Consider the following 17,805-nt stretch of genomic DNA (forward strand, 5'->3'; position numbering starts at 1 on the left):
CCCGTCCGGAGTGTCCAGACCGCCCGGCCGGAGTGGCAAGGCCACCCGTCCGGTCAAGGGGCGGGTCAGGCCTTGCGCCGCGAGCGCGTCACCTCATAGAGCGCCACCGCGGTGGCGATCCCAGCATTGAGGGACTCCGTCACCCCTGCCATCGGGATCGAGACGATCTGGTCGCAGTTCTCGCGGACCAGGCGTGAGAGGCCCTTGCCCTCGCTGCCCACCACGATCACGAGCGGTTGGTCGGCGAGCTCCAGTCCGGGCAGCTCGACGTCGCCGTCCGCGTCCAGGCCGACCACGAAGAAGCCCGCCTGACGGTAGTCCTGCAGCGCGCGGTTCAGGTTGGTCGCCTGCGCCACCCGGACGCGGGCCGCGGCACCGGCTGCCGTCTTCCAGGCCGAGGCCGTCATCCCGACGGACCGCCTCGACGGCACCACGACCCCGTGACCACCGAAGGCACCCACCGAGCGGATGATCGCGCCCAGGTTGCGGGGGTCGGTGATGCCGTCCAGCGCCACGATCAGTGGCGTGCCGGGCAGCTCCACGTCGAGCAGATCCTCGGGGTGCGCGTACTCGTAGGGCGGCACCTGCAGCGCCAGGCCCTGGTGGACCGCGCCGTCGGTCAGGCGGTCCAACTCGGCCCGCGAGCCCTCCAGCACCGCGATCCCGGACTGCGTCGCGAGCGTGATGCTCTCTCTGACGCGATCGTCGGACTCGAGCCGAGACGCGACATACAACGTGTGAGCAGGGATGTGGGTCCGCAGGGCCTCCAGCACGCTGTTGCGCCCAGCGACCATCTCGGTCGCACCGCGCGTGCTTGAGCGGCGCGGCCCGCTGCTGCGGCCACCCTGGGGTCGGCCACCCTGCGCTCGACCAGCTCCTCGGGGCTCAGCACCGCCCGGCGCGGCCTCCCGCGTCGCCTTGCGCGCGGCCACATGTCCGGGGCGCTCTTCCGCCTTGGGGGTCGGGCCTTTGCCCTTGAGCTGCTTGCGACGCTGACCGCCGGAGCCGACGATCATGCCCTTCTTGTTGCTCGTGCGCGCGTTGCGGCGCTGCTGATTGCCAGCCATCACTGCTCTCCTCGTCAGCCCTCAGCGCAGCGCCCAGCGGGCGCCCGTCGGGGTGTCTTCGATGACGACGCCAAGGGCCGTCAGCTGGTCGCGGATGGCGTCTGCCTCTGCGAAATCTTTGTCCTTGCGGGCCTGCTCCCGGGCCGCGAGCCGTTGCTCGACGAGGCCCGAGAGGACCTGGGTCGTCGTGTCGTCTGCTCCCGAGGACGCGCTGCCCCACGCGGGGTCCAGCGGGTTGATGCCCAGCACGTCCAGCATGGCGATGAGCTGCACGAGGTGATGCTCAGTCGTCTCCTTGTCGATCCCGTCCGGTTGGGCTTCGATCGCCTTGTTGCCCTCCCGCACGGTGGCAAAGACCACGGCGAGAGCCTCGGGCACGTTGAGGTCGTCGTCCAGCGCGTCGCGGAACGCGGCCGGGAAGGCGTCGAAGACCGACAACCCCGCAGCCTGCGCCACCACCGCGTCGGGGGAGGCACCCAACAGTTCGAGCGCGCGAGCGACATACCCCTCGATCCGCTCGACCGCAGCGAGCGCCTCGGTGAGCGAGTCCGGGCCGTATTCGATGGTGGAGCGGTAATGCGCGGCGCCGAGAAAGTAGCGCAGCACGAGCGGTCGGACCGTCCGGGTCAGCTCGGTGACCGCCAACGCGTTGCCCAACGACTTGCCCATCTTGGCGCCCTTGATCGTGACCCAGGCGTTGTGCAGCCAGAAGTTGGCGAAGCCCAGGCCAGCCGCGCGCGACTGCGCCTGCTCGTTCTCGTGGTGCGGGAAGCGCAGGTCCACGCCACCGCCGTGGATGTCAAAGGAGTCGCCGAGGTATTTGCGTGCCATCGCGGAGCACTCCAGATGCCAGCCGGGGCGGCCTCGGCCGTAGGGGGTCGGCCACGAGGCCGTCGCCGGCTCGCCATCCTTAGCCCCCTTCCACAGCGCGAAGTCTCGGGGGTCCCGCTTGCCGCGGGGGTCCGCGTCGGTCGTCGCCTCCATGTCGTCGAGCTTCTGTCGGGTCAGCTCGCCGTAGTGCGGCCAGGACCGCACGTCGAAGTAGACGTCGCCGGTGCCGTCCTCCGCCACATAGGCGTGACCTTTGTCGATGAGGAGCTCGATGAGCTCGAGCTGCTCGGTGATGTGGCCGGTGGCCCGCGGCTCATAGGTCGCGGGCAGCACGCCGAGCAAGTCCAACGCCTGGCTGGTCTCCCGTTCGTGCAGATAGCTCCAGGCCCACCACGGCCGGCCAGCCTGCGCCGATTTGGCCAAGATCTTGTCGTCGATGTCGGTGACATTGCGCACGAGGGTGACGTCGTAGTCGTGGCCGCGCTCGAGCCAGCGGCGCAGGATGTCGAAGGCGACCGCGAAGCGGACGTGGCCGATGTGCGGCGAGCCCTGAGTGGTGAGCCCACAGATATAGATCCCGACGTGGTTGCTCGCCGGCTCGATCGGGGAGAACGGGCGCAGCGCGCGAGAAGCGCTGTCAAAGAGGTGCAGGGTCACCGCACAAGGCTACCTGCGCGCGAGGCCATGCCTGATCCGCCGCAGACTGGAGCGTTCCAGCAGACCCCACGTCGAGCTGGTCACGAGGTACATCCCCGCCGCCAGCGGCACGCTCGAGACCGCCATCACCGTCATGAACGACATGAGCGGCACCACCTTGCTCACCTGCTCCATCACCCCGGTCATGGCCTGGGCCTGCTCGGAGAGCTCCTTGCCCTGGCTGCTCACCGCGTTGACCGCACGGTCCTCGGCCATGTGCCGTCGCAGCTGCCAGGCGGCGAAACCGGCCACGACCAGGGTGATGCCGATCAGCGCGAGGAAGACCCACCGGTGCCCCGGGTCCGCGGTCAGCAGGTGCGCCGACAACGGGGTGCCCAGGAAGGTGTGGTCGAGCAGTTGGTTGTGCTCCCCGCCGATCTCCTGAGCGGTAAAGAGGCGGTAGACCAGGCTGAAGACCGGCAGCTGGATGAGGGCGGACAGGCAGCCAGGCGCGAGGGGGACGCCCTCCTCCCGGTGCAGGTCGAGCGTGGCCTTCTGCAGCTCCTTGGGGTCGTCCTTGTGCGTGGCGCGGAGCTCGTCCAGCCGAGGCTGCAGCTCCCGACGGCGCACCGCCTGGTGCTGGGTCCGCCGGTTGAGGGGGTGCAGCGCGAGTCGCACCAGCAGGGTGAGCAGCAGGACCGCCACGCCTGCGGGGATGACGGGAGCGATGGCGGCGAGGAGGTCATGGACGGGGACGAGCAACGGGTCGAGGAAGCGAAACATGGGGCGGACTCCTGGGTATGGCGAGCTGCGGACAGGCGTCGGCGACGCCTGCTCCCGCAGTCGCCGCTAGGAGTTCTGGTTTGGCGCTCGCGCGCGAGAGACGCCGGAGCGGTCGGGGTTGGCCGACCGCACGCCGACCTCGCGGCAGACCTGGCTTCGCCTGTGGGCCGAGACGAGTCGGGGCACTAGGGGCGTGTCAGCGGTGGGGACCATCGTCAGGCCGCAGGCGAGGACCAGCGCGAGGATGAGGTGGTCGGGGCCGAGTGTCGGCGAGACCGCGGCCGCGACGGTGAGCAGCGACAGCGCCAGCCCTACCAAGCGCAGACGCCGGAGCCAACTGGTCACGGGGATCAGACTAACGGCTAGCGTGGCAGGATGCTGATCGCTGAGGAGTATCTCCTGCTGACCATGAACGACAAGGGCGTGTCCCACGTGTCCAGCCGTGAGCTCGGGGTGGCTGGCGCGCTGTTGTCAGAGCTGGCCACCGCCGAGAAGGTCATGCTGGACGACCGGGACCGGCTCTCCGTCCTCGAGTCGGCCCCCACGGGTGATGAGGTCCTGGACGAAGCCCTGCTGCGGATCGAGGCGAAGACCGGCAAGAAGCCCAAGGACGCGCTGGCCGCGATCGGCAAGGGGATGCCCAAACTCCTCCTTGAGCGGCTGTCGGCGAACGAAGTGGTCCAGGAGGACCGCCACGAGGTGCTCGGCGTGCGGATATGGAGCGGCTGGCCACTGGTGGACCCCGCTCCGCGGGACGACCTGCGGGCCGAGCTGCTGCGCGTGCTCACCGGTGTCCAGGAGCCGGACGCACGGACCGGCGCCCTCATCTCTTTGCTCCAAGCCACCTCGGCCTGGGGCACCGCCATGCCTAAAGACGTGCGCTCGGGCGTCAAGGCCAATGAGATCCGGGCGAGCGCCAAGAAGATCTCGAAGGGCCGCTGGGGCAGTGAGGCGGTCAAGAAGGCGATCGACGAGATCACCGCAGCCATCACGGTGGTCGTCACGACCAGGTGACCAGTGGTCCTGGGCCGTGGGGACGGCCCGGAGCCACCGGCCAGATGGACGTCATCGCCCCAGCGGTCACCAACGGTGCGCCACGTCCAGGACCAGCCGCGAGCCGTTGCCCGGGCCATCCAGGAGGAAGACGCGGTAGGGCAGACGGGCGCGGACGCCCACACCGAAGATCGTCTGGCCCTCGAAGGAGCCAGCGAGCGCGACCTGACGCAGCGTGCTGTAGCCGGTGACGTCGACGACCTTGGACTGGTTCTGCGGACTGTAGGTGGCAGCGCCGCTGGAGTTGTAGGCCGGCACGGTGACCCGGACCTTCAGCTGGGCGGCACCGTCGAGGGGGATAGCCTGGCCCGACCCGATGGATCGGACAGTGTTGACGTAGGCCAGGCTGTAGCCGACCTTGCTCGCCGGGATGTTGGCGATGTCAATGACGACCCGGTCATAGCAGGTATGCCGTCCGGTGCGCAGGTTGGTCACGGTGCCGTCGCCGATGTGGCTGTCCGCGTCCGACTTGGCCAGCGACCCCCAGACGACCTGACAGGTCGCGGTGGTGGTGGAGACGGCGGGCAGGGCGGCGGCCGGGGTGATGGCCACCGCGGAGGCGGGCGCGAGCAGCGCCATCCCCAGCAGCGCGGAAGCCAGGCGTGAGGTGGTCTTCATGATGCGTACCCTTCGGTCCGGGGGTCCCAGCGGGGCCCCTCACCATCTAAGTCGCACCAGCAGCGCGGAAGGTTTAGTGCCCGCGCTTGATCCATTCCTCGCGCTGTGGCCTTTCGGCGCCGATCGACGTGCTGTCGCCGTGCCCGGTGTGGACCACCGTCTCCGGCGGGAGGGTCAAGAGCTGGTCCGTGATCGACTCGATGATCGTCTCGAAGCTGCTGTGCGAGCGACCGGTCGCGCCGGGTCCACCCTGGAAAAGGGTGTCACCGCTGAAGAGGACCCCGAGCTGGGGGGCGTAGAAGCAGCACGCGCCAGGCGCATGGCCAGGGGTATGCAGCACCTTCAGCGTGGTGCCGGCGACCTCGATCTGCTGACCTGCCGCCAGGTCGTGGTCCCAACTCTTCCCCTCGTGGGCCAGGTCCCACAGCGGCTGCTCGGCAGGGTGCAGGTGGATCGGGGCGCCCGTGCGCTGCTGCAGATCGAAGACCGCGTCGACGTGGTCGGTGTGCGCGTGCGTCAGCAGGATGGCAGTGACGCGACGATCTCCCACCAACGCCATGATCGCTTCAGCGTCATGCGGTGCGTCGAGCACGACGCACTCGTCGTCGTCGCCGATCACCCAGACGTTGTTGTCAACCTCCCAGACCCCACCGTCCAGCTCGAAGTTGCCGGTCGTGACTCCGTGGTCGATGCGCGTGGTGCCCGTGCTGGTCATTTCTTCTCCTCCTGGTCCATGACGACGACCGAGCGGAGGACGGTGCCGCCAGCCATCTTGTCGAACGCCGACTCGACCTCGCCGAGCGCGATCGTCTCGCTCACGAAGCCGTCCAGGTCGAAGCGACCCTGACGGTAGAGGTCGATGAGCATCGGGAAGTCTCGCGAAGGCAGGCAGTCGCCATACCAACTGGACTTCAGGGACCCGCCTCGACCGAAGACGTCGATCAGCGGCAAGGTGATCTCCGCCTCGGGCGTGGGGACACCGACGAGGACCACGGTGCCAGCCAGGTCGCGGGCGTAGAAGGCCTGCCGATAGGTCTCTGGACGCCCGACTGCGTCGATCACTACGTCGGCGCCGTGGCCGCCGGTCAGCTCCTGGATCGCCGCGACAGGGTCGGAGTCCTTGGAGTTGACCGTGTGCGTCGCCCCGAACCGCTTGGCGCTCTCGAGCTTGCGTTCGTCGATGTCGATGGCGATGACCGTGGTCGCCCCCGCGATGCTGGCTCCGGCGATGGCGGCGTTGCCGACGCCCCCGCAGCCGATGACCGCGACGCTGTCGCCGCGGGTGACACCGCCGGTGTTGACCGCCGCTCCGAAGCCGGCCATCACGCCGCACCCCAGCAGGCCCGCCGCTACCGCCGACGCTTCCCGGTCGACCCGCGTGCACTGGCCGGCGTGGACCAAGGTCTTCTCGATGAAGGCGCCGATCCCCAGCGCAGGGCTCAGCTCCTCGCCGGTGTCGGCGAGAGTCATCTTCTGGGAGGCGTTGTGGGTGTCGAAGCAGTACCACGGCTCACCACGGTTGCAGGCCCGACAGGTGCCGCAGACAGCTCTCCAGTTGAGGATCACGAAGTCACCGGGCTCGACCTCGGTGACTCCCTCCCCGACGGCCTCCACGGTGCCGGCCGCCTCGTGGCCCAGCAGGAACGGGAACTCGTCGTTGATTCCACCCTGGCGGTAGTGGAGGTCGGTGTGGCACACCCCGCACGCCTCAACCTTGACGACCGCCTCCCCCGGTCCGGGGTCCGGGACCACGATGTCGACAACCTCGACGTCCGCGTCTTTGCTGCGGGCGATGACGCCCTTGACGGTCTGTGCCATGGTGGCCTCCTGTGGTCGAACTGCACGGACTTCCACCCTATCCAGCACACACCCGGTCGGCCTCAGGGGCTCTGGTCTGCGCCATCCTCAGGCGGACGGGACAGGACGAGCGCGGTGGCGAGGCCGGCCACGCCCTCACCACGACCCGTGAACCCCAAGCCGTCCGTGGTCGCCGCGCTCACCGAGACGGCAGCGCCGCCGAGGGCCGCGGACATCGCGGCCTGCATCTGGGCTCGGCGCACGCCGATCCGCGGGCGTTGGCAGACGAGCTGGACCGCGACATTGCCGATGGCCAGACCGGCCTCGTCGAGCAGCTGCAGGACGTGGGCGAGCATCTGCGCTCCACTGGCCCCGGCCATCTCGGGCCGGTCCGTGCCGAAGACGGAGCCCAGGTCACCCAGGCCACCGGCCGACAGGAGCGCGTTGCATGCCGCGTGCGCTGCGACGTCGCCGTCGCTGTGGCCCTCGATGCCACGCTCCCCCGGCCACTCCAGGCAGCCGAGCATGAGGACCCGGTCGGACCCCTCGGGGGCGTAGGCATGGACGTCGACGCCGATGCCGGTGCGTGCGGTCATGGGGAGGACTCCTGCAGGTAGGCGATGAGGCGCTCGATCGCGGTGTCCGGGGACTCCGACGCGGTGTCGATCTGAAGGTCCGCCTCCGGCCACGCCTCCAGATCACGCTCCAGGACATCGTGCCAGTCGGGGAGCCGGTGACCCGCGATGTCGGCGATCCGCCCGGTGACCTGGCGTCGATGCTGCTCGATGTCCGAGCACTCGACCATGACCTTGACGACCCTTGCGCCTGCCGCGGCCGCGACCTCCTCCCACGCGGCCCTGACCACGGCGAGGCCGTTGACCATGTCCGCGACGACCCAGAACCCCGCCGCCAGTTGGTCTGCCGCCACGGCATACGCCGCGCCATAGCCTGCGGCGCCAAGCTGATCGGTCGACAGCCCGCCGCGGAGGAGACCCTGCTCGATGGCGTCCCCCCGCAGATGCACCGCACCGAGCCGCCTGCTGAGCTCACGGGCCAAGGTGGTCTTGCCGACTCCCGGCAGCCCGCTGAAGATGATCAGCGCCGTGCCGGCAGGGTCGGGCAGGGCGACAGATCGGCGGTCCAGCCACATCGAGGCCAGCTCGAGATCGTGTGGCGTGGTGATCTTGAAGGCGCGTGGCGAGCCAGCGACGACGCGGACGCGACCACCGAGAGCTTCGACCAGGCCGCAGTCGTCGGTGACGGACTGACGGACCTCAGCATGCGCCCGCTCCAGCGTCTGCCGCCGAAAACCTTGGGGGGTCTGGACCGCGCGCAGGACCTCACGGTCGGGGGTGTCGGTCACCGACTCGCCGTCGGGTCCTGCCTGGACCGCCTTGATGGTGTCGGTCACGGGCAGGGCGGGGGTCACGGCATCCTCACCGGCCCGGACTGCCGCGATGACACGGTCGAAGACGTCAGCCGGCGTCAGCGCGCGGGCCGCGTCGTGGACCAGCACGATGTCGACCTCGGCCGGCAGCGCGGCCAGCCCGAGCGACACGGAGTCAGCTCGGGCAGCACCTCCCGCGACAACGGCGACCGCGACGTGCTCGTCGACAGCGCCGTAATGCTTGACGTCACCACCGTCGTCGGCGTCGTGATCCGCGGTATGCCGAGCCCGTGCCCGTTCGCGGCCGATTGCGTCGCTCAGCTCGGCGAGGGCCGCCGGGGCGGGCGGCCCGACGACGACGACATCGGTCAGCTCGCGGCAGCCAAGGGCGCAGCGCAGCGCGTGGACCACGATGGGGGCAGCGCTGGGGCCGTGACCGATCACGGCGAGCGCCTTGGGCGTGCCAGCACCGAGCCGCGTGCCCGCTCCTGCGGCCACCAGAATCAGACCGACCCGGCCATGCAGGGCATGACCGGGTCGTGACTGCTGCTCGCTCAGGAGGCGAGAACCTCGTCGAGGGTGGCCTCGGCGGTGACCTCGGTGGTCTTCTCCGCGAGCGCAAGCTCAGAGACCAAAATCTGACGCGCCTTGGACAGCAGGCGCTTCTCGCCGGTGGACAGGCCACGGTCCTTGTCACGACGCCACAGGTCGCGGACGACCTCGGACACCTTGATCACGTCACCGGAGGCCAGCTTCTCCAGGTTGGCCTTATAGCGGCGCGACCAGTTGGTGGGCTCTTCGGTGTGCTCGGCACGCAGCACCTGAAAGACCTTGTCCAGACCCTCCTTGCCCACCACGTCACGAACGCCGACCAGGTCGCAGTTCTCTGCCGGGACCTCGATGGTCAGATCACCCTGGGCTACCTTGAGCTTGAGGTAGAGCTTTTCTTCACCCTTGATGGTGCGGGTCTTCATCTCTTCGATGAGCGCGGCACCGTGATGCGGGTACACGACCGTCTCGCCGACCTTGAACGTCATCTTCACAAAGCACCTTTCGCAGACCTTGAGTTTATCACGCGTGGCGCAGGTCACTAAATCCAATGCTTGACATTTGTGCTGGTCAGGGGAGGAGATCCGGGGCCTCCCCAGCCGTGGGCGCGCCCCGCTAGGCTATGACCCGTGAACACCGCTGCCTTCTTCCGCCCTCGTCGCCGGACCGCCCTGATCTCCGCGACCGCGCTCGCCGCCATGGCGCTCAGCGGCTGCCAGATCAACTCCCCGGTCTCCACCCTGCTGCCCTACACCCCCGGTGACGGCATCGACATGGACGGCGGCTCCCTCGCCGCCCGCGACGTTCTCGTGGTCAGCCACGGCGACGGCGCCCCAGGTGTGGTGAGCGGTTCGCTGATCAACGAGGGCGCGGAAGCGCAGACCGTGACCGTGAGCGTCAACGGCACGTCCGTCGGTGACGTCACCGTCGAGCCCCATTCGCTGACCCGCCTCGACGGCGTCACCGTCGGCGACACCCCGGGCAAGCCCACGACGGTCCCGGCCATCGAGACCCCCGCGGGGCAGAGCATCGAGGTCCGCTTCCAGGTGGGCTCCGAGACCCTCGCCGCCGACGTCCCGGTGCTCCTGCCGCAGGGCATCTACGCCGACCTTGCCGACCAAGCCGGCGGCACCGTCGAGCCTGGCAACTGACCGCCCACGCGCGAGCGCCTCGGGGCCTGCTCAGGTCAGCCAGCGACGTCTACGACCAGGTAGGTCGTGCCGGTCGGGCGGCCTACCCCTCGGCGCGCGGGACCTGCCCCGACGTGTGGCGCTCATAGGTGGCCTCATCCAGCTCGTCGTGCCACACCCCGGTGACGAGATAGACCACGCGGATCGCGACGGAGACGGCGTGATCGGCGAAGCGCTCGTAGTAGCGGGACAGCAACGTGCTGTCGATGACGAGCTGGGTGGCGCCGGCAAACTTCGGGTCCAGCAGGATCCGGAAGACGTCACGGTGGAGCCGGTCGATCGTGTCATCGCGGTCCTGGAGCTCCTTGGCGCCGTTCACGTCGAGGCTGGCGATGATCTCCCCTGCGCGCAGGACCATCGCCTCGGCGACCTCGGCCATCTCCACGAAGGTCAAGCGCAGCTCCTCGGGGAGCACCGGCTCGGGATAGCGAAGGCGAGCGAGCTTGGCCACGTGGCGCGCGAGGTCCCCGCTGCGCTCCAGGTCCGAGCTCATGCGCAAGGTGGTGACCAGCTGCCGCAGGTCGGTGGCGACCGGTTGTTGCCGAGCCAGTGAGTCGATCGCGCGATTGTCGAGGTCGCGACGGACCGCGTCGATCTCCTCGTCGTCGCTGATGACCTGCTCAGCCAGCACCAGGTCAGCGTCGAAGAGCGCCTGGGTCGCGCGGTTCAACGCCCGCGCCGACATCTTGCTCAGCTCGACGAGCTGCTCGGAGATGAGCTCTAACTCTTCATGGAAGAGACCCCTCAAGGCAGGCACCTTTCGTTTCGGCTCGCCGCGACCAGACGTATGCCAGGTCCACTGGGTCCCACGACGGTCGCGAACCCTGCACCGACGGTCGCAGGCCCGAGTGAACAACGTACGACACGCCGGTGAACACTGCACCGCCGGAGGCCATCGGGCAAAGAACGACCCGGAGCCGCCCGTAGGCTGGCCACGTGGATCCTGTCCCCGCCTTCGTTGTGGGCGCACTCGTCGCTCTGTTGGCCTGCGCGGGCGGATGGTGGGTGACCCATCGTCGCGTTCGTGCGGTTCGCCGGGGCGAAGCACAGGCCGCGACCGAACGCGAGCTTGCGCCACCGGGCCGGGCCACCCTTGCCCCTCTCCCCTGCGCGTTGGTCGAGGCGCTCGCGGTCCTGCCCTCTGACAGCATCGTGATCGACAGGGTCAACAAGGTGCGCGCCGCGAGCGCCTCCACCGTCGCCTTGGGGCTGGTCCGCGGCCACGACCTGCTCCACCATGGCCTGCGTGAGGAAGTCGCCCAGGTGCAGCGCGACGGAGCCCTCCGAGAGGCGGACTTTGACATCGCGCGCGGCCCGTTCGGCGCTGGACGCATCCTCATCAGCGCTCGGATCGCGTCGATCGGCGACGGCCTCGTCCTGATCCTCATCCAGGACCGCACCCAGGCGCGGCGCGTCGAGGAGGTGCGACGAGACTTCGTCGTCAACGTCAGCCATGAGCTCAAGACGCCGGTCGGCGGTCTAGTCCTGCTGGCCGAGGCCGTGCAGGACGCGTCCGACGACCCGGTGGCCGTGGCGCGGTTCGCAGGGCGGATGCAGACCGAGGCGGCTCGGTTGACGCGGCTGGTCAGCGACATCGTCGACCTGTCCCGGTTGCAGACCGGCGACATACTCGCCGACATGGTGCTGGTCGACGTCGGCACGTGCGCCGCAGAGGCTGTCGAGCAGACGTCAGTGCTGGCCGGCGCCCGCGATGTCGTGGCGATCGGCCCTGGCGACGCGGCGACGGTGCGGATCTATGGCGACCACGAGATGATCACGACGGCGATCCGCAACCTGGTCACCAACGCCATCGCCTACTCCGAGGACGGCACCCGCGTCGTGGTCGTGACGCGCAGGGTCGAGGACTCGGTCGAGGTCGTCGTCACCGATCAGGGTCGCGGCATCTCCCCGGAGGACCAGGAGCGCATCTTCGAGCGCTTCTACCGGATCGATCCGGCCAGGTCCCGCCGCACCGGCGGCACCGGGCTGGGGTTGTCGATCGTGAAGCACATCAGCGCCAACCACGGCGGCGCCGTCACGGTCTGGAGCCAGCAGGGGCAGGGCTCCACCTTCACCCTGAGGCTGCCTGCGGCACAGGACAGCCGTCCCGTCGGGTCCCTCGCGCTGCACGAACCCGGACGTCCACGCCAGGTCGCCGACGCCGCCCACGGCGAGAACAACGCTCGTCACGACGTCACTGCGCTGCCGGCGCACCCCTCCCACGCTATGTCCGTCGACCTGTCGAAAGGTGAGCCGAGTTGACCCGCATTCTCGTCGTGGAGGACGAAGAGTCCTTCTCCGACCCTCTGTCCTATCTCCTGACCAAGGAAGGGTATGACGTGGCCGTCGTCGCGACCGGACCGGATGCGCTGTCCGAGTTTGACCGCAACGGCGCCGACCTCGTGCTGCTCGACGTCATGCTCCCCGGGCTGTCTGGAGTCGACGTTTGCCGAGCCCTGCGGCAGCGCTCGAGCGTCCCGGTGATCATGCTCACCGCCAAAGACTCCGAGATCGACAAGGTCGTGGGCCTAGAGCTCGGAGCCGACGACTATGTCACCAAGCCCTACTCCGGCCGCGAGCTCCTCGCTCGGATCAAGGCGGTCCTGCGCCGGCTCAGCGAGCCCGAAGAACTCCTGCCCGCCACCCTGGAGTCCGGACCGGTCCGCATGGATGTGGAACGCCATACCGTGCAGGTCCGCAACGAGCCTGTCGCCTTGCCGCTCAAGGAGTTCGAGCTGCTCGAGATGCTGCTGCGCAACGCCGGTCGCGTCATGACCCGCGGGCAGCTGATCGACCGAGTCTGGGGCAGCGATTACGTCGGCGACACCAAGACCCTCGACGTGCACATCAAGCGGTTGCGCGCCAAGGTCGAGCCCGACCCGGCCAACCCGGTCCACCTCACGACCGTGCGCGGGCTCGGCTACAAGTTCGAGTAGTCCTTGGCAGGGTGTGCCGCTGCAGTTCCAGCGCCTACTTGCCTTGGCTGGCGACCCGCTGGATGGCGGCCGCCGCCGCGTCCGTGTCGAGGTAGCGTCCGCCTCGGTGCACGGGCCGCAGGTCGGCATCGAGCTGGTAGAACAGCGGGATGCCGGTGGGGATGTTGAGCCCGACGATGTCCTCGTCGCTGATGCCGTCGAGGTGCTTGACGAGCGCGCGAAGGCTGTTGCCGTGGGCGACCACCAAGACCGTCCGCCCGTCGTGCAGGTCGGGGACGATCGAAGCCTCCCAGTAGGGCAGCATGCGTCCGATGACGTCCTTGAGGCACTCCGTGGCAGGCACGTCGCCGTCGACGTCGGCATAGCGAGCGTCACCCGCCTGAGAGAACTCGCTGTCCGGCTCGATCGGCGGCGGCGGAGTGTCGAAGCTGCGACGCCACAGCATGAACTGCTCGTCGCCGTACTTCTCCCGCGTTGCCGCCTTGTCCAGGCCCTGCAGCGCCCCGTAGTGCCGTTCGTTGAGCCGCCACGTGCGGTGCACCGGGATCCAATGGCGGTCGGCGAGGTCCAGCGCAGTGTTGGCGGTGGTGATCGCCCGGCGCAGCAGCGAGGTGTGCACGACGTCGGGCAGCAACTCCTCGTCGACCAGCAGCTCACCAGCCCGCCGCGCCTCGGCGTGACCCTTCTCGGTCAGGTGGACATCGACCCATCCGGTGAACAGGTTTTTGGCGTTCCACTCGCTCTCGCCGTGGCGGAGCAGGACCAGGTTGCGTACCTCATCGCTCATGGACAAACTCTATCGGTCGCCGGTCCCGCGCGGCGCTGGGCCGCTGCGCTCAGGTCTGGCGTCCGGCTGCTTCTGCGTCTGCCGTCTCGAGCTCGGACCGGAACGCCTCGAGGTTGGCCGTCGACTCCCCCCGAGAGTTGCGCCAGGCCCACTCGCGGCGGATCGAGGTCCAGAAACCCAGCCTGAGCAGGTCGTTGAACGGTTCGTCGCAGGCCGTCAGCACGCCACCGAGCAGCTCGTCCAGGGTCTGCTCGTCCAGCCCGGCCAGGGGCACCCGGGCGGTGAGGTAGACGTCCCCGCTGGCGTCCACGGCATACCCCAGTCCCGGAAGCCGCAGCGCACGCCGCAGCAGGAAGCGATAGAACGCCTCGTGGTTCTCGTCCGGGTTGCGGATCACGAATGCGCGCAGCTGCAGGGCGCGGCCGCCCACGAGCAACGACACGACCGTCTTGAGCTTGCGCTCGCCGGGGAGGGTGACGACGGTCTCGCCCTCCCGCGTCCCGGGCTCGTGCTCGACGCCGAGTCCGTCGAGCAGGTCGAGCAGGACCTCGGACGGGGTATGCGGGGTCCTCTCGGCGCTCATGACGTCACCGTCGCACAGGTCACGTCGGGCGCGGCCACCTGACCCTGATGGCGGGAGTGGTCGGCCGCGAAAGCGTAGACCTCAAGGAGACGGTCGATCGTTCTCTCCCACGAGAAGTGCTGGGCGTGAGCGACAGCCTGGTCCGACCACGCGGCCCGACCGCCCGGCTCGCTCAGACGGGTCAGGGCGTCCCCGAGCGCCTCGGCCCAGGTGGCCGGGTCGTGGCCGTCGACGAGCACCCCCGCCTCACCCACCGCGACGGGCAGCCCACCCACCTTCGCCGCCACCACCGGTGTCCCGCAGGCCAGCGCCTCGATCGCGACTAGGCCGAAGGACTCGTTGTGGGAGGGGACGGCCAGCAGATCGGCCGCGCGATACCAGTCGGCCAACTCGGCGCGGGAGACCCGTGGCCCGAAGCGGACCACCTCCTGCAGACCCTCCTCTGCCACGACCTCCTGAAGCGAGCCGGGCCGGTCCAGGCCAGCTCCGGAGAGACCTCCGAGGATGGCCACGACCAGCCGATCCCGCAGCCCCGGCGCACGACGCAGGAGCTCACCCGCGGCGCGGACGAGCACGTCCGGTGCCTTGAGTGGCTGGATCCGGCCGACGAAGAGGAGCACGAGCGCGTCCGATGGCAGTCCGACCGCCCGCCGCGCGGCGTCCTGCGGACCGGGCCGGAAAGTCTCCAGGGCCACGCCCGGGTGGACGACCTGCACGAGTTGCGGCGCGGCGGCATAGAGGTCGATGAGCTGCCTCGCCTCGAGGTCGGTGTTGGCCACGAGCGCATCCGCGGCCGCGACGACCCGCTCCTCCCCCTCCTCGCGGAGAGCTGGCTCGCGGGCCTCGCCGGGCGCGAGCGCGAGATTTTTCACCCTGGCCATGGTGTGCATGGTGTGGACCAGCCCAGCCCGGCTCGTCTGTGCCGCACGCGCGTGCAGCGCCGCGATGCCAGATAGCCAGTAGTGGGAGTGAACGACGTCATAGCCGCCAGCCACGTCCAGGTGGGCCGCCAACTGCGTCGCGAACGCCGTCAGATGTCTCGGCAGGTCGCCCTTGGGCAGCGGCGCGGTCGGACCTGCCACCAGGTGATGCACGGTCACGCCCGGCGCCAACTGCAGCGCAGACGGCTGGGTGTCGAGCACCGCCCGGGTGAAGACATCCACCTCGACCCCTCGGCGGGCCAGGCGGGTCGCGGTCTCGGCGACGTAGACGTTGAGGCCGCCCGCGTCCCCCATCCCGGGACGCTCCAGCGGCGAGGTGTGCAGAGACACCATCGCGACCCGGGAGAGCCCGTGGCGGACATCGCTGGTCATCGCCCCAGTCTGGCACGGGCCCCTACCCTGGTCGGGTGAGTTCTCGAGCGGTCAGCCGTCGTCACCGCGGCTCTGGGCGCCAGGTCATGGTGGGTGCGGTGACGCGCGGCACGACCAACCCCAATCGGCTGCGCCGCGTGGACCGGTGGATGGCCTGGGCGCTGCGGGAGGTCCTGCGCGCTCCGGTCGAGCCGCCGGTCGTGGTCGATCTCGGATATGGAGCCAGGCCCGTGACGGTGCTCGAGCTCGCCGATCGGCTGCGACCGGTGCGCCCAGACGTGCGGCTCGTCGGGATCGAGATCGAGCCGGAGCGCGTGGCGCGAGCGCAGGCGGCGGCCGACCCCCCACGGGTCGAGTTTGTGCTGGGCGGCTTCGAGGTGCCGGTGCCGGGGGGTGGGTCACCGCTGGTGGTGCGGGCCTTCAACGTGCTGCGGCAATATGACGAAAGCCAGGTCGCCGACGCCTGGGCGCAGGTGGTGGGTCGGCTCGCCCCCGGTGGCGTGCTGGTTGAAGGGACCTGCGACGAGATCGGCCGGCTGGCCACCTGGGTCGAGGTGCGGCAGGGCCAGGACGGGTCCGCAGCGCCGACGTCGTTGACGCTGGCCTGGCGCCTCGCCGGGCTCGAACGCCCCTCGATCGTGGCCGAACGGCTCCCGAAGGTCCTCATCCACCACAACGTCCCCGGCGAGAGGGTGCATGACCTGATGGCTGCGCTCGACCTGGCCTGGGCGCGGCACGCTCCCTTGGCCGGCTACGGCGCGCGGCAGCGGTTCGTCGAGACCGCGCGCGAGCTCCGGGGCCAGGGCTGGCCCGTCCTGCACGGCCCTTCGCGTTGGCGCCTGGGCGAGCTCTCTCTGGCGTGGGACGCAGTGCGCCCCTGACCCTCCTGTTGCTGGCGGCCGTGGTGATGGGCACGTGAGAGTCGTGGAATACCGCAACTTCCACGTGCCCACGACCACGGACACAGTCGCTGGCAGCCGGATCTACCCGACGGGGGTGACCGGCTGGCGCAGGATCGTGCGCAGTTTGGCGGGCTGGGTGCGGCGTGCGTCAGAGAGATAGACCTCGTGGTGCTGACCGTTAAAGGTGAGCCCGTGCGCAGGGAGATAGTCCTGGTGAAGCCGAGCCAGGACGGGCGCCTCGGAGTCGTAGGAGCCGACGTGCAGGACTTGCACGCTCGTGCCTTCTGCGTATGACGCGAACCGCACCCGATCGAGTGCCGGAAGCGCCTTCTTCTCCGTCTTCTTGGCTGCCGTCTTCTGGGTTGCTGCTTCGATGATCTGCGGGGTGATCCAGGCGGGCTGGGAGATCATCATGGTCCAGTCCCAGGTGCTCTTGTCCCCGGCAACGAAGGCGCGCGGGTCCTCGGCGCTCCACAGCCCCTCCAGCGGTCCGACCGTGTAGACTCGCCCGAGCTCGCTCTTGGTGATCGCGCGCACTGCGTAGGAGAGGGAGTACAACGCTTCGAGCGCCTGTGCGTAGGCGGGTGACACGTTGGGATCGCCGTGGCCGTCGGTCATGAGGAAAGACAGCGCTGGCACCTCGACGACATGGAAACCTTCACGCTTGGGCGCGTACAGCGCGGGGAAGGCCTTCTTGATGTCGTAGTTGTTCATGACGGCACCGACCGCGCGACCGGCCTGCTCCGCGCTGGGTGGGGTGGCCGGACGTGACCGCGACCCAGCGCGGGTCACCACGGACCGTAGGGGCCCATCTGACTGCCCTGGCCACCACGGACTGACTTGACGGCTGGCTTCACGTCCGCGTGATAGATCCCGGCTGCCACGATCGCAGCGATGTTGAAGATGTTGAACGGGTTGAACATGAAGATGAAGCCGACTGCCGCTGCGACCCCGGTCAGCACCAGCCAGAACGACTTGGTCCGCTTTCCGGCGGCGGGGAAGGCGTCCTCGCGGGTGCGGACGCAGTCGATCAGGGCCCACACCATCATCGCGAAGACCGCCACGCCGATGACGGTGGAGAGCAGGCTCTGTACGTGATAGATCCCAGGCATGGGTCCAGCGTATGCGGTGCTGCTGGGTGACGCCTGCGCGTGGCCCCCAGCGTTGCGCAGGAGGGTTGCGCGAGAGCCGTGCGGGAACGTTGCGAAAGAACGTGCGAGAGGGAGGCGCCGCTCAGGTGTCGACGATGAGGGTGAAAGGACCGTCATTGACCAGGTCCACCTGCATCATCGCGCCGAAGCGACCGGTCGCGACCTCCAGCCCGCGAGACCGCAGGGACGCCACGACCGCGTCCACGAGAGGCTCGGCCACCG

General features: G+C 69.3%; 22 protein-coding genes. 5 read left to right on the plus strand and 17 right to left on the minus strand.

The features are described from left to right. Nucleotides 1–65 precede the first annotated feature (65 nt). The 4 genes from rlmB to Q4P07_RS11105 all read right to left on the minus strand — a co-directional run bounded on the left by rlmB (nucleotide 66) and on the right by Q4P07_RS11105 (nucleotide 3,662). Nucleotides 66–1,067, minus strand: coding sequence for a 23S rRNA (guanosine(2251)-2'-O)-methyltransferase RlmB (rlmB, locus tag Q4P07_RS11090; RefSeq protein ID WP_303374980.1), 1,002 nt, complete (start codon nucleotides 1,065–1,067; stop codon nucleotides 66–68). A gap of 21 nt (nucleotides 1,068–1,088) precedes the next feature. Then, on the minus strand, nucleotides 1,089–2,555 hold the full coding sequence (gene cysS / locus Q4P07_RS11095; protein WP_303374981.1) for a cysteine--tRNA ligase: 1,467 nt from the start codon (nucleotides 2,553–2,555) through the stop codon (nucleotides 1,089–1,091). A 9-nt stretch (nucleotides 2,556–2,564) separates the two neighbouring features. Continuing rightward, nucleotides 2,565–3,317: a membrane protein insertase YidC gene (locus Q4P07_RS11100; RefSeq protein WP_303374982.1), complete on the minus strand. Its 753-nt coding sequence runs from the start codon at nucleotides 3,315–3,317 to the stop codon at nucleotides 2,565–2,567. Nucleotides 3,318–3,383: 66 nt separating this feature from the next. Beyond that, nucleotides 3,384–3,662, minus strand: a complete 279-nt coding sequence (locus Q4P07_RS11105; RefSeq protein WP_303374983.1) for a hypothetical protein — start codon at nucleotides 3,660–3,662, stop codon at nucleotides 3,384–3,386. 30 nt (nucleotides 3,663–3,692) lie between these two features. Between Q4P07_RS11105 and Q4P07_RS11110 the strand changes: the two genes are divergently transcribed. Further along, nucleotides 3,693–4,331 carry a GPP34 family phosphoprotein gene (locus Q4P07_RS11110; protein WP_303374984.1) on the plus strand — a complete coding sequence of 213 codons (639 nt, stop codon included), beginning with the start codon at nucleotides 3,693–3,695 and terminating at the stop codon, nucleotides 4,329–4,331. Between the two features lie 66 nt (nucleotides 4,332–4,397). Here Q4P07_RS11110 and Q4P07_RS11115 read toward each other — a convergent pair whose 3' ends face one another. The 6 genes from Q4P07_RS11115 to Q4P07_RS11140 all read right to left on the minus strand — a co-directional run bounded on the left by Q4P07_RS11115 (nucleotide 4,398) and on the right by Q4P07_RS11140 (nucleotide 9,209). Next, on the minus strand, nucleotides 4,398–4,988 hold the full coding sequence (locus Q4P07_RS11115; RefSeq protein WP_303374985.1) for a hypothetical protein: 591 nt from the start codon (nucleotides 4,986–4,988) through the stop codon (nucleotides 4,398–4,400). Between the two features lie 73 nt (nucleotides 4,989–5,061). After that, nucleotides 5,062–5,703, minus strand: a complete 642-nt coding sequence (locus tag Q4P07_RS11120; RefSeq protein ID WP_303374986.1) for an MBL fold metallo-hydrolase — start codon at nucleotides 5,701–5,703, stop codon at nucleotides 5,062–5,064. Continuing rightward, nucleotides 5,700–6,806, minus strand: coding sequence for an S-(hydroxymethyl)mycothiol dehydrogenase (locus Q4P07_RS11125; protein ID WP_303374987.1), 1,107 nt, complete (start codon nucleotides 6,804–6,806; stop codon nucleotides 5,700–5,702). Before Q4P07_RS11125 ends, Q4P07_RS11120 begins: the two co-directional genes overlap by 4 nt. Before the next feature lie 62 nt (nucleotides 6,807–6,868). Next, the gene (ispF, locus tag Q4P07_RS11130; RefSeq protein ID WP_303374988.1) at nucleotides 6,869–7,381 is read right to left on the minus strand and encodes a 2-C-methyl-D-erythritol 2,4-cyclodiphosphate synthase; all 513 of its coding nucleotides are present in this window, start codon (nucleotides 7,379–7,381) and stop codon (nucleotides 6,869–6,871) included. Beyond that, nucleotides 7,378–8,670 carry a 2-C-methyl-D-erythritol 4-phosphate cytidylyltransferase gene (locus Q4P07_RS11135; protein ID WP_303374989.1) on the minus strand — a complete coding sequence of 431 codons (1,293 nt, stop codon included), beginning with the start codon at nucleotides 8,668–8,670 and terminating at the stop codon, nucleotides 7,378–7,380. Before Q4P07_RS11135 ends, ispF begins: the two co-directional genes overlap by 4 nt. Nucleotides 8,671–8,726: 56 nt before the next feature. Further along, nucleotides 8,727–9,209, minus strand: coding sequence for a CarD family transcriptional regulator (locus Q4P07_RS11140; protein WP_303374990.1), 483 nt, complete (start codon nucleotides 9,207–9,209; stop codon nucleotides 8,727–8,729). A 141-nt stretch (nucleotides 9,210–9,350) separates the two neighbouring features. Here Q4P07_RS11140 and Q4P07_RS11145 point away from each other — a divergent pair, with 141 nt between their 5' ends. Further along, nucleotides 9,351–9,872, plus strand: a complete 522-nt coding sequence (locus Q4P07_RS11145) for a hypothetical protein (RefSeq protein WP_303374991.1) — start codon at nucleotides 9,351–9,353, stop codon at nucleotides 9,870–9,872. An 82-nt stretch (nucleotides 9,873–9,954) separates the two neighbouring features. On the opposite strand, the gene phoU is transcribed toward Q4P07_RS11145, so the two are convergent. Continuing rightward, complete coding sequence (phoU, locus tag Q4P07_RS11150; protein ID WP_303374992.1) at nucleotides 9,955–10,659, minus strand: phosphate signaling complex protein PhoU; 705 nt, start codon at nucleotides 10,657–10,659, stop codon at nucleotides 9,955–9,957. Nucleotides 10,660–10,847: 188 nt separating this feature from the next. Between phoU and Q4P07_RS11155 the strand changes: the two genes are divergently transcribed. Both Q4P07_RS11155 and Q4P07_RS11160 read left to right on the plus strand, forming a co-directional pair. Then, on the plus strand, nucleotides 10,848–12,173 hold the full coding sequence (locus Q4P07_RS11155; protein WP_303374993.1) for a cell wall metabolism sensor histidine kinase WalK: 1,326 nt from the start codon (nucleotides 10,848–10,850) through the stop codon (nucleotides 12,171–12,173). After that, entirely contained in the window at nucleotides 12,170–12,847 is a 678-nt protein-coding gene (locus tag Q4P07_RS11160) for a response regulator transcription factor (RefSeq protein WP_303374994.1), read from the plus strand. Before Q4P07_RS11155 ends, Q4P07_RS11160 begins: the two co-directional genes overlap by 4 nt. A gap of 34 nt (nucleotides 12,848–12,881) precedes the next feature. Here Q4P07_RS11160 and Q4P07_RS11165 read toward each other — a convergent pair whose 3' ends face one another. The 3 genes from Q4P07_RS11165 to mshA are packed head-to-tail and all read right to left on the minus strand — an operon-like array spanning nucleotide 12,882 to nucleotide 15,530. Continuing rightward, entirely contained in the window at nucleotides 12,882–13,634 is a 753-nt protein-coding gene (locus Q4P07_RS11165) for a phosphoglyceromutase (RefSeq protein WP_303374995.1), read from the minus strand. A 49-nt stretch (nucleotides 13,635–13,683) separates the two neighbouring features. After that, nucleotides 13,684–14,217 carry a YbjN domain-containing protein gene (locus Q4P07_RS11170; protein ID WP_303374996.1) on the minus strand — a complete coding sequence of 178 codons (534 nt, stop codon included), beginning with the start codon at nucleotides 14,215–14,217 and terminating at the stop codon, nucleotides 13,684–13,686. Then, complete coding sequence (gene mshA, locus Q4P07_RS11175) at nucleotides 14,214–15,530, minus strand: D-inositol-3-phosphate glycosyltransferase (RefSeq protein WP_303374997.1); 1,317 nt, start codon at nucleotides 15,528–15,530, stop codon at nucleotides 14,214–14,216. The genes Q4P07_RS11170 and mshA overlap by 4 nt, the downstream gene beginning before the upstream one ends. An 86-nt stretch (nucleotides 15,531–15,616) precedes the next feature. Here mshA and Q4P07_RS11180 point away from each other — a divergent pair, with 86 nt between their 5' ends. Then, nucleotides 15,617–16,411 (plus strand): trans-aconitate 2-methyltransferase, encoded by a 795-nt coding sequence (locus Q4P07_RS11180; RefSeq protein WP_303375000.1) that lies wholly within the window; start codon nucleotides 15,617–15,619, stop codon nucleotides 16,409–16,411. Nucleotides 16,412–16,513: 102 nt separating this feature from the next. On the opposite strand, the gene Q4P07_RS11185 is transcribed toward Q4P07_RS11180, so the two are convergent. The 3 genes from Q4P07_RS11185 to Q4P07_RS11195 all read right to left on the minus strand — a co-directional run. After that, complete coding sequence (locus Q4P07_RS11185) at nucleotides 16,514–17,146, minus strand: GyrI-like domain-containing protein (protein ID WP_303374998.1); 633 nt, start codon at nucleotides 17,144–17,146, stop codon at nucleotides 16,514–16,516. Between the two features lie 74 nt (nucleotides 17,147–17,220). Next, nucleotides 17,221–17,544, minus strand: a complete 324-nt coding sequence (locus Q4P07_RS11190; protein WP_303374999.1) for a DUF2516 family protein — start codon at nucleotides 17,542–17,544, stop codon at nucleotides 17,221–17,223. A 121-nt stretch (nucleotides 17,545–17,665) separates the two neighbouring features. After that, a partial coding sequence (locus Q4P07_RS11195) for a D-aminoacyl-tRNA deacylase (protein ID WP_303375001.1) occupies nucleotides 17,666–17,805 on the minus strand: 140 nt, incomplete at its 5' end.

The sequence above is a fragment of the Ornithinimicrobium sp. genome, from assembly GCF_030537745.1.
Taxonomy (GTDB): domain Bacteria; phylum Actinomycetota; class Actinomycetes; order Actinomycetales; family Dermatophilaceae; genus Ornithinicoccus.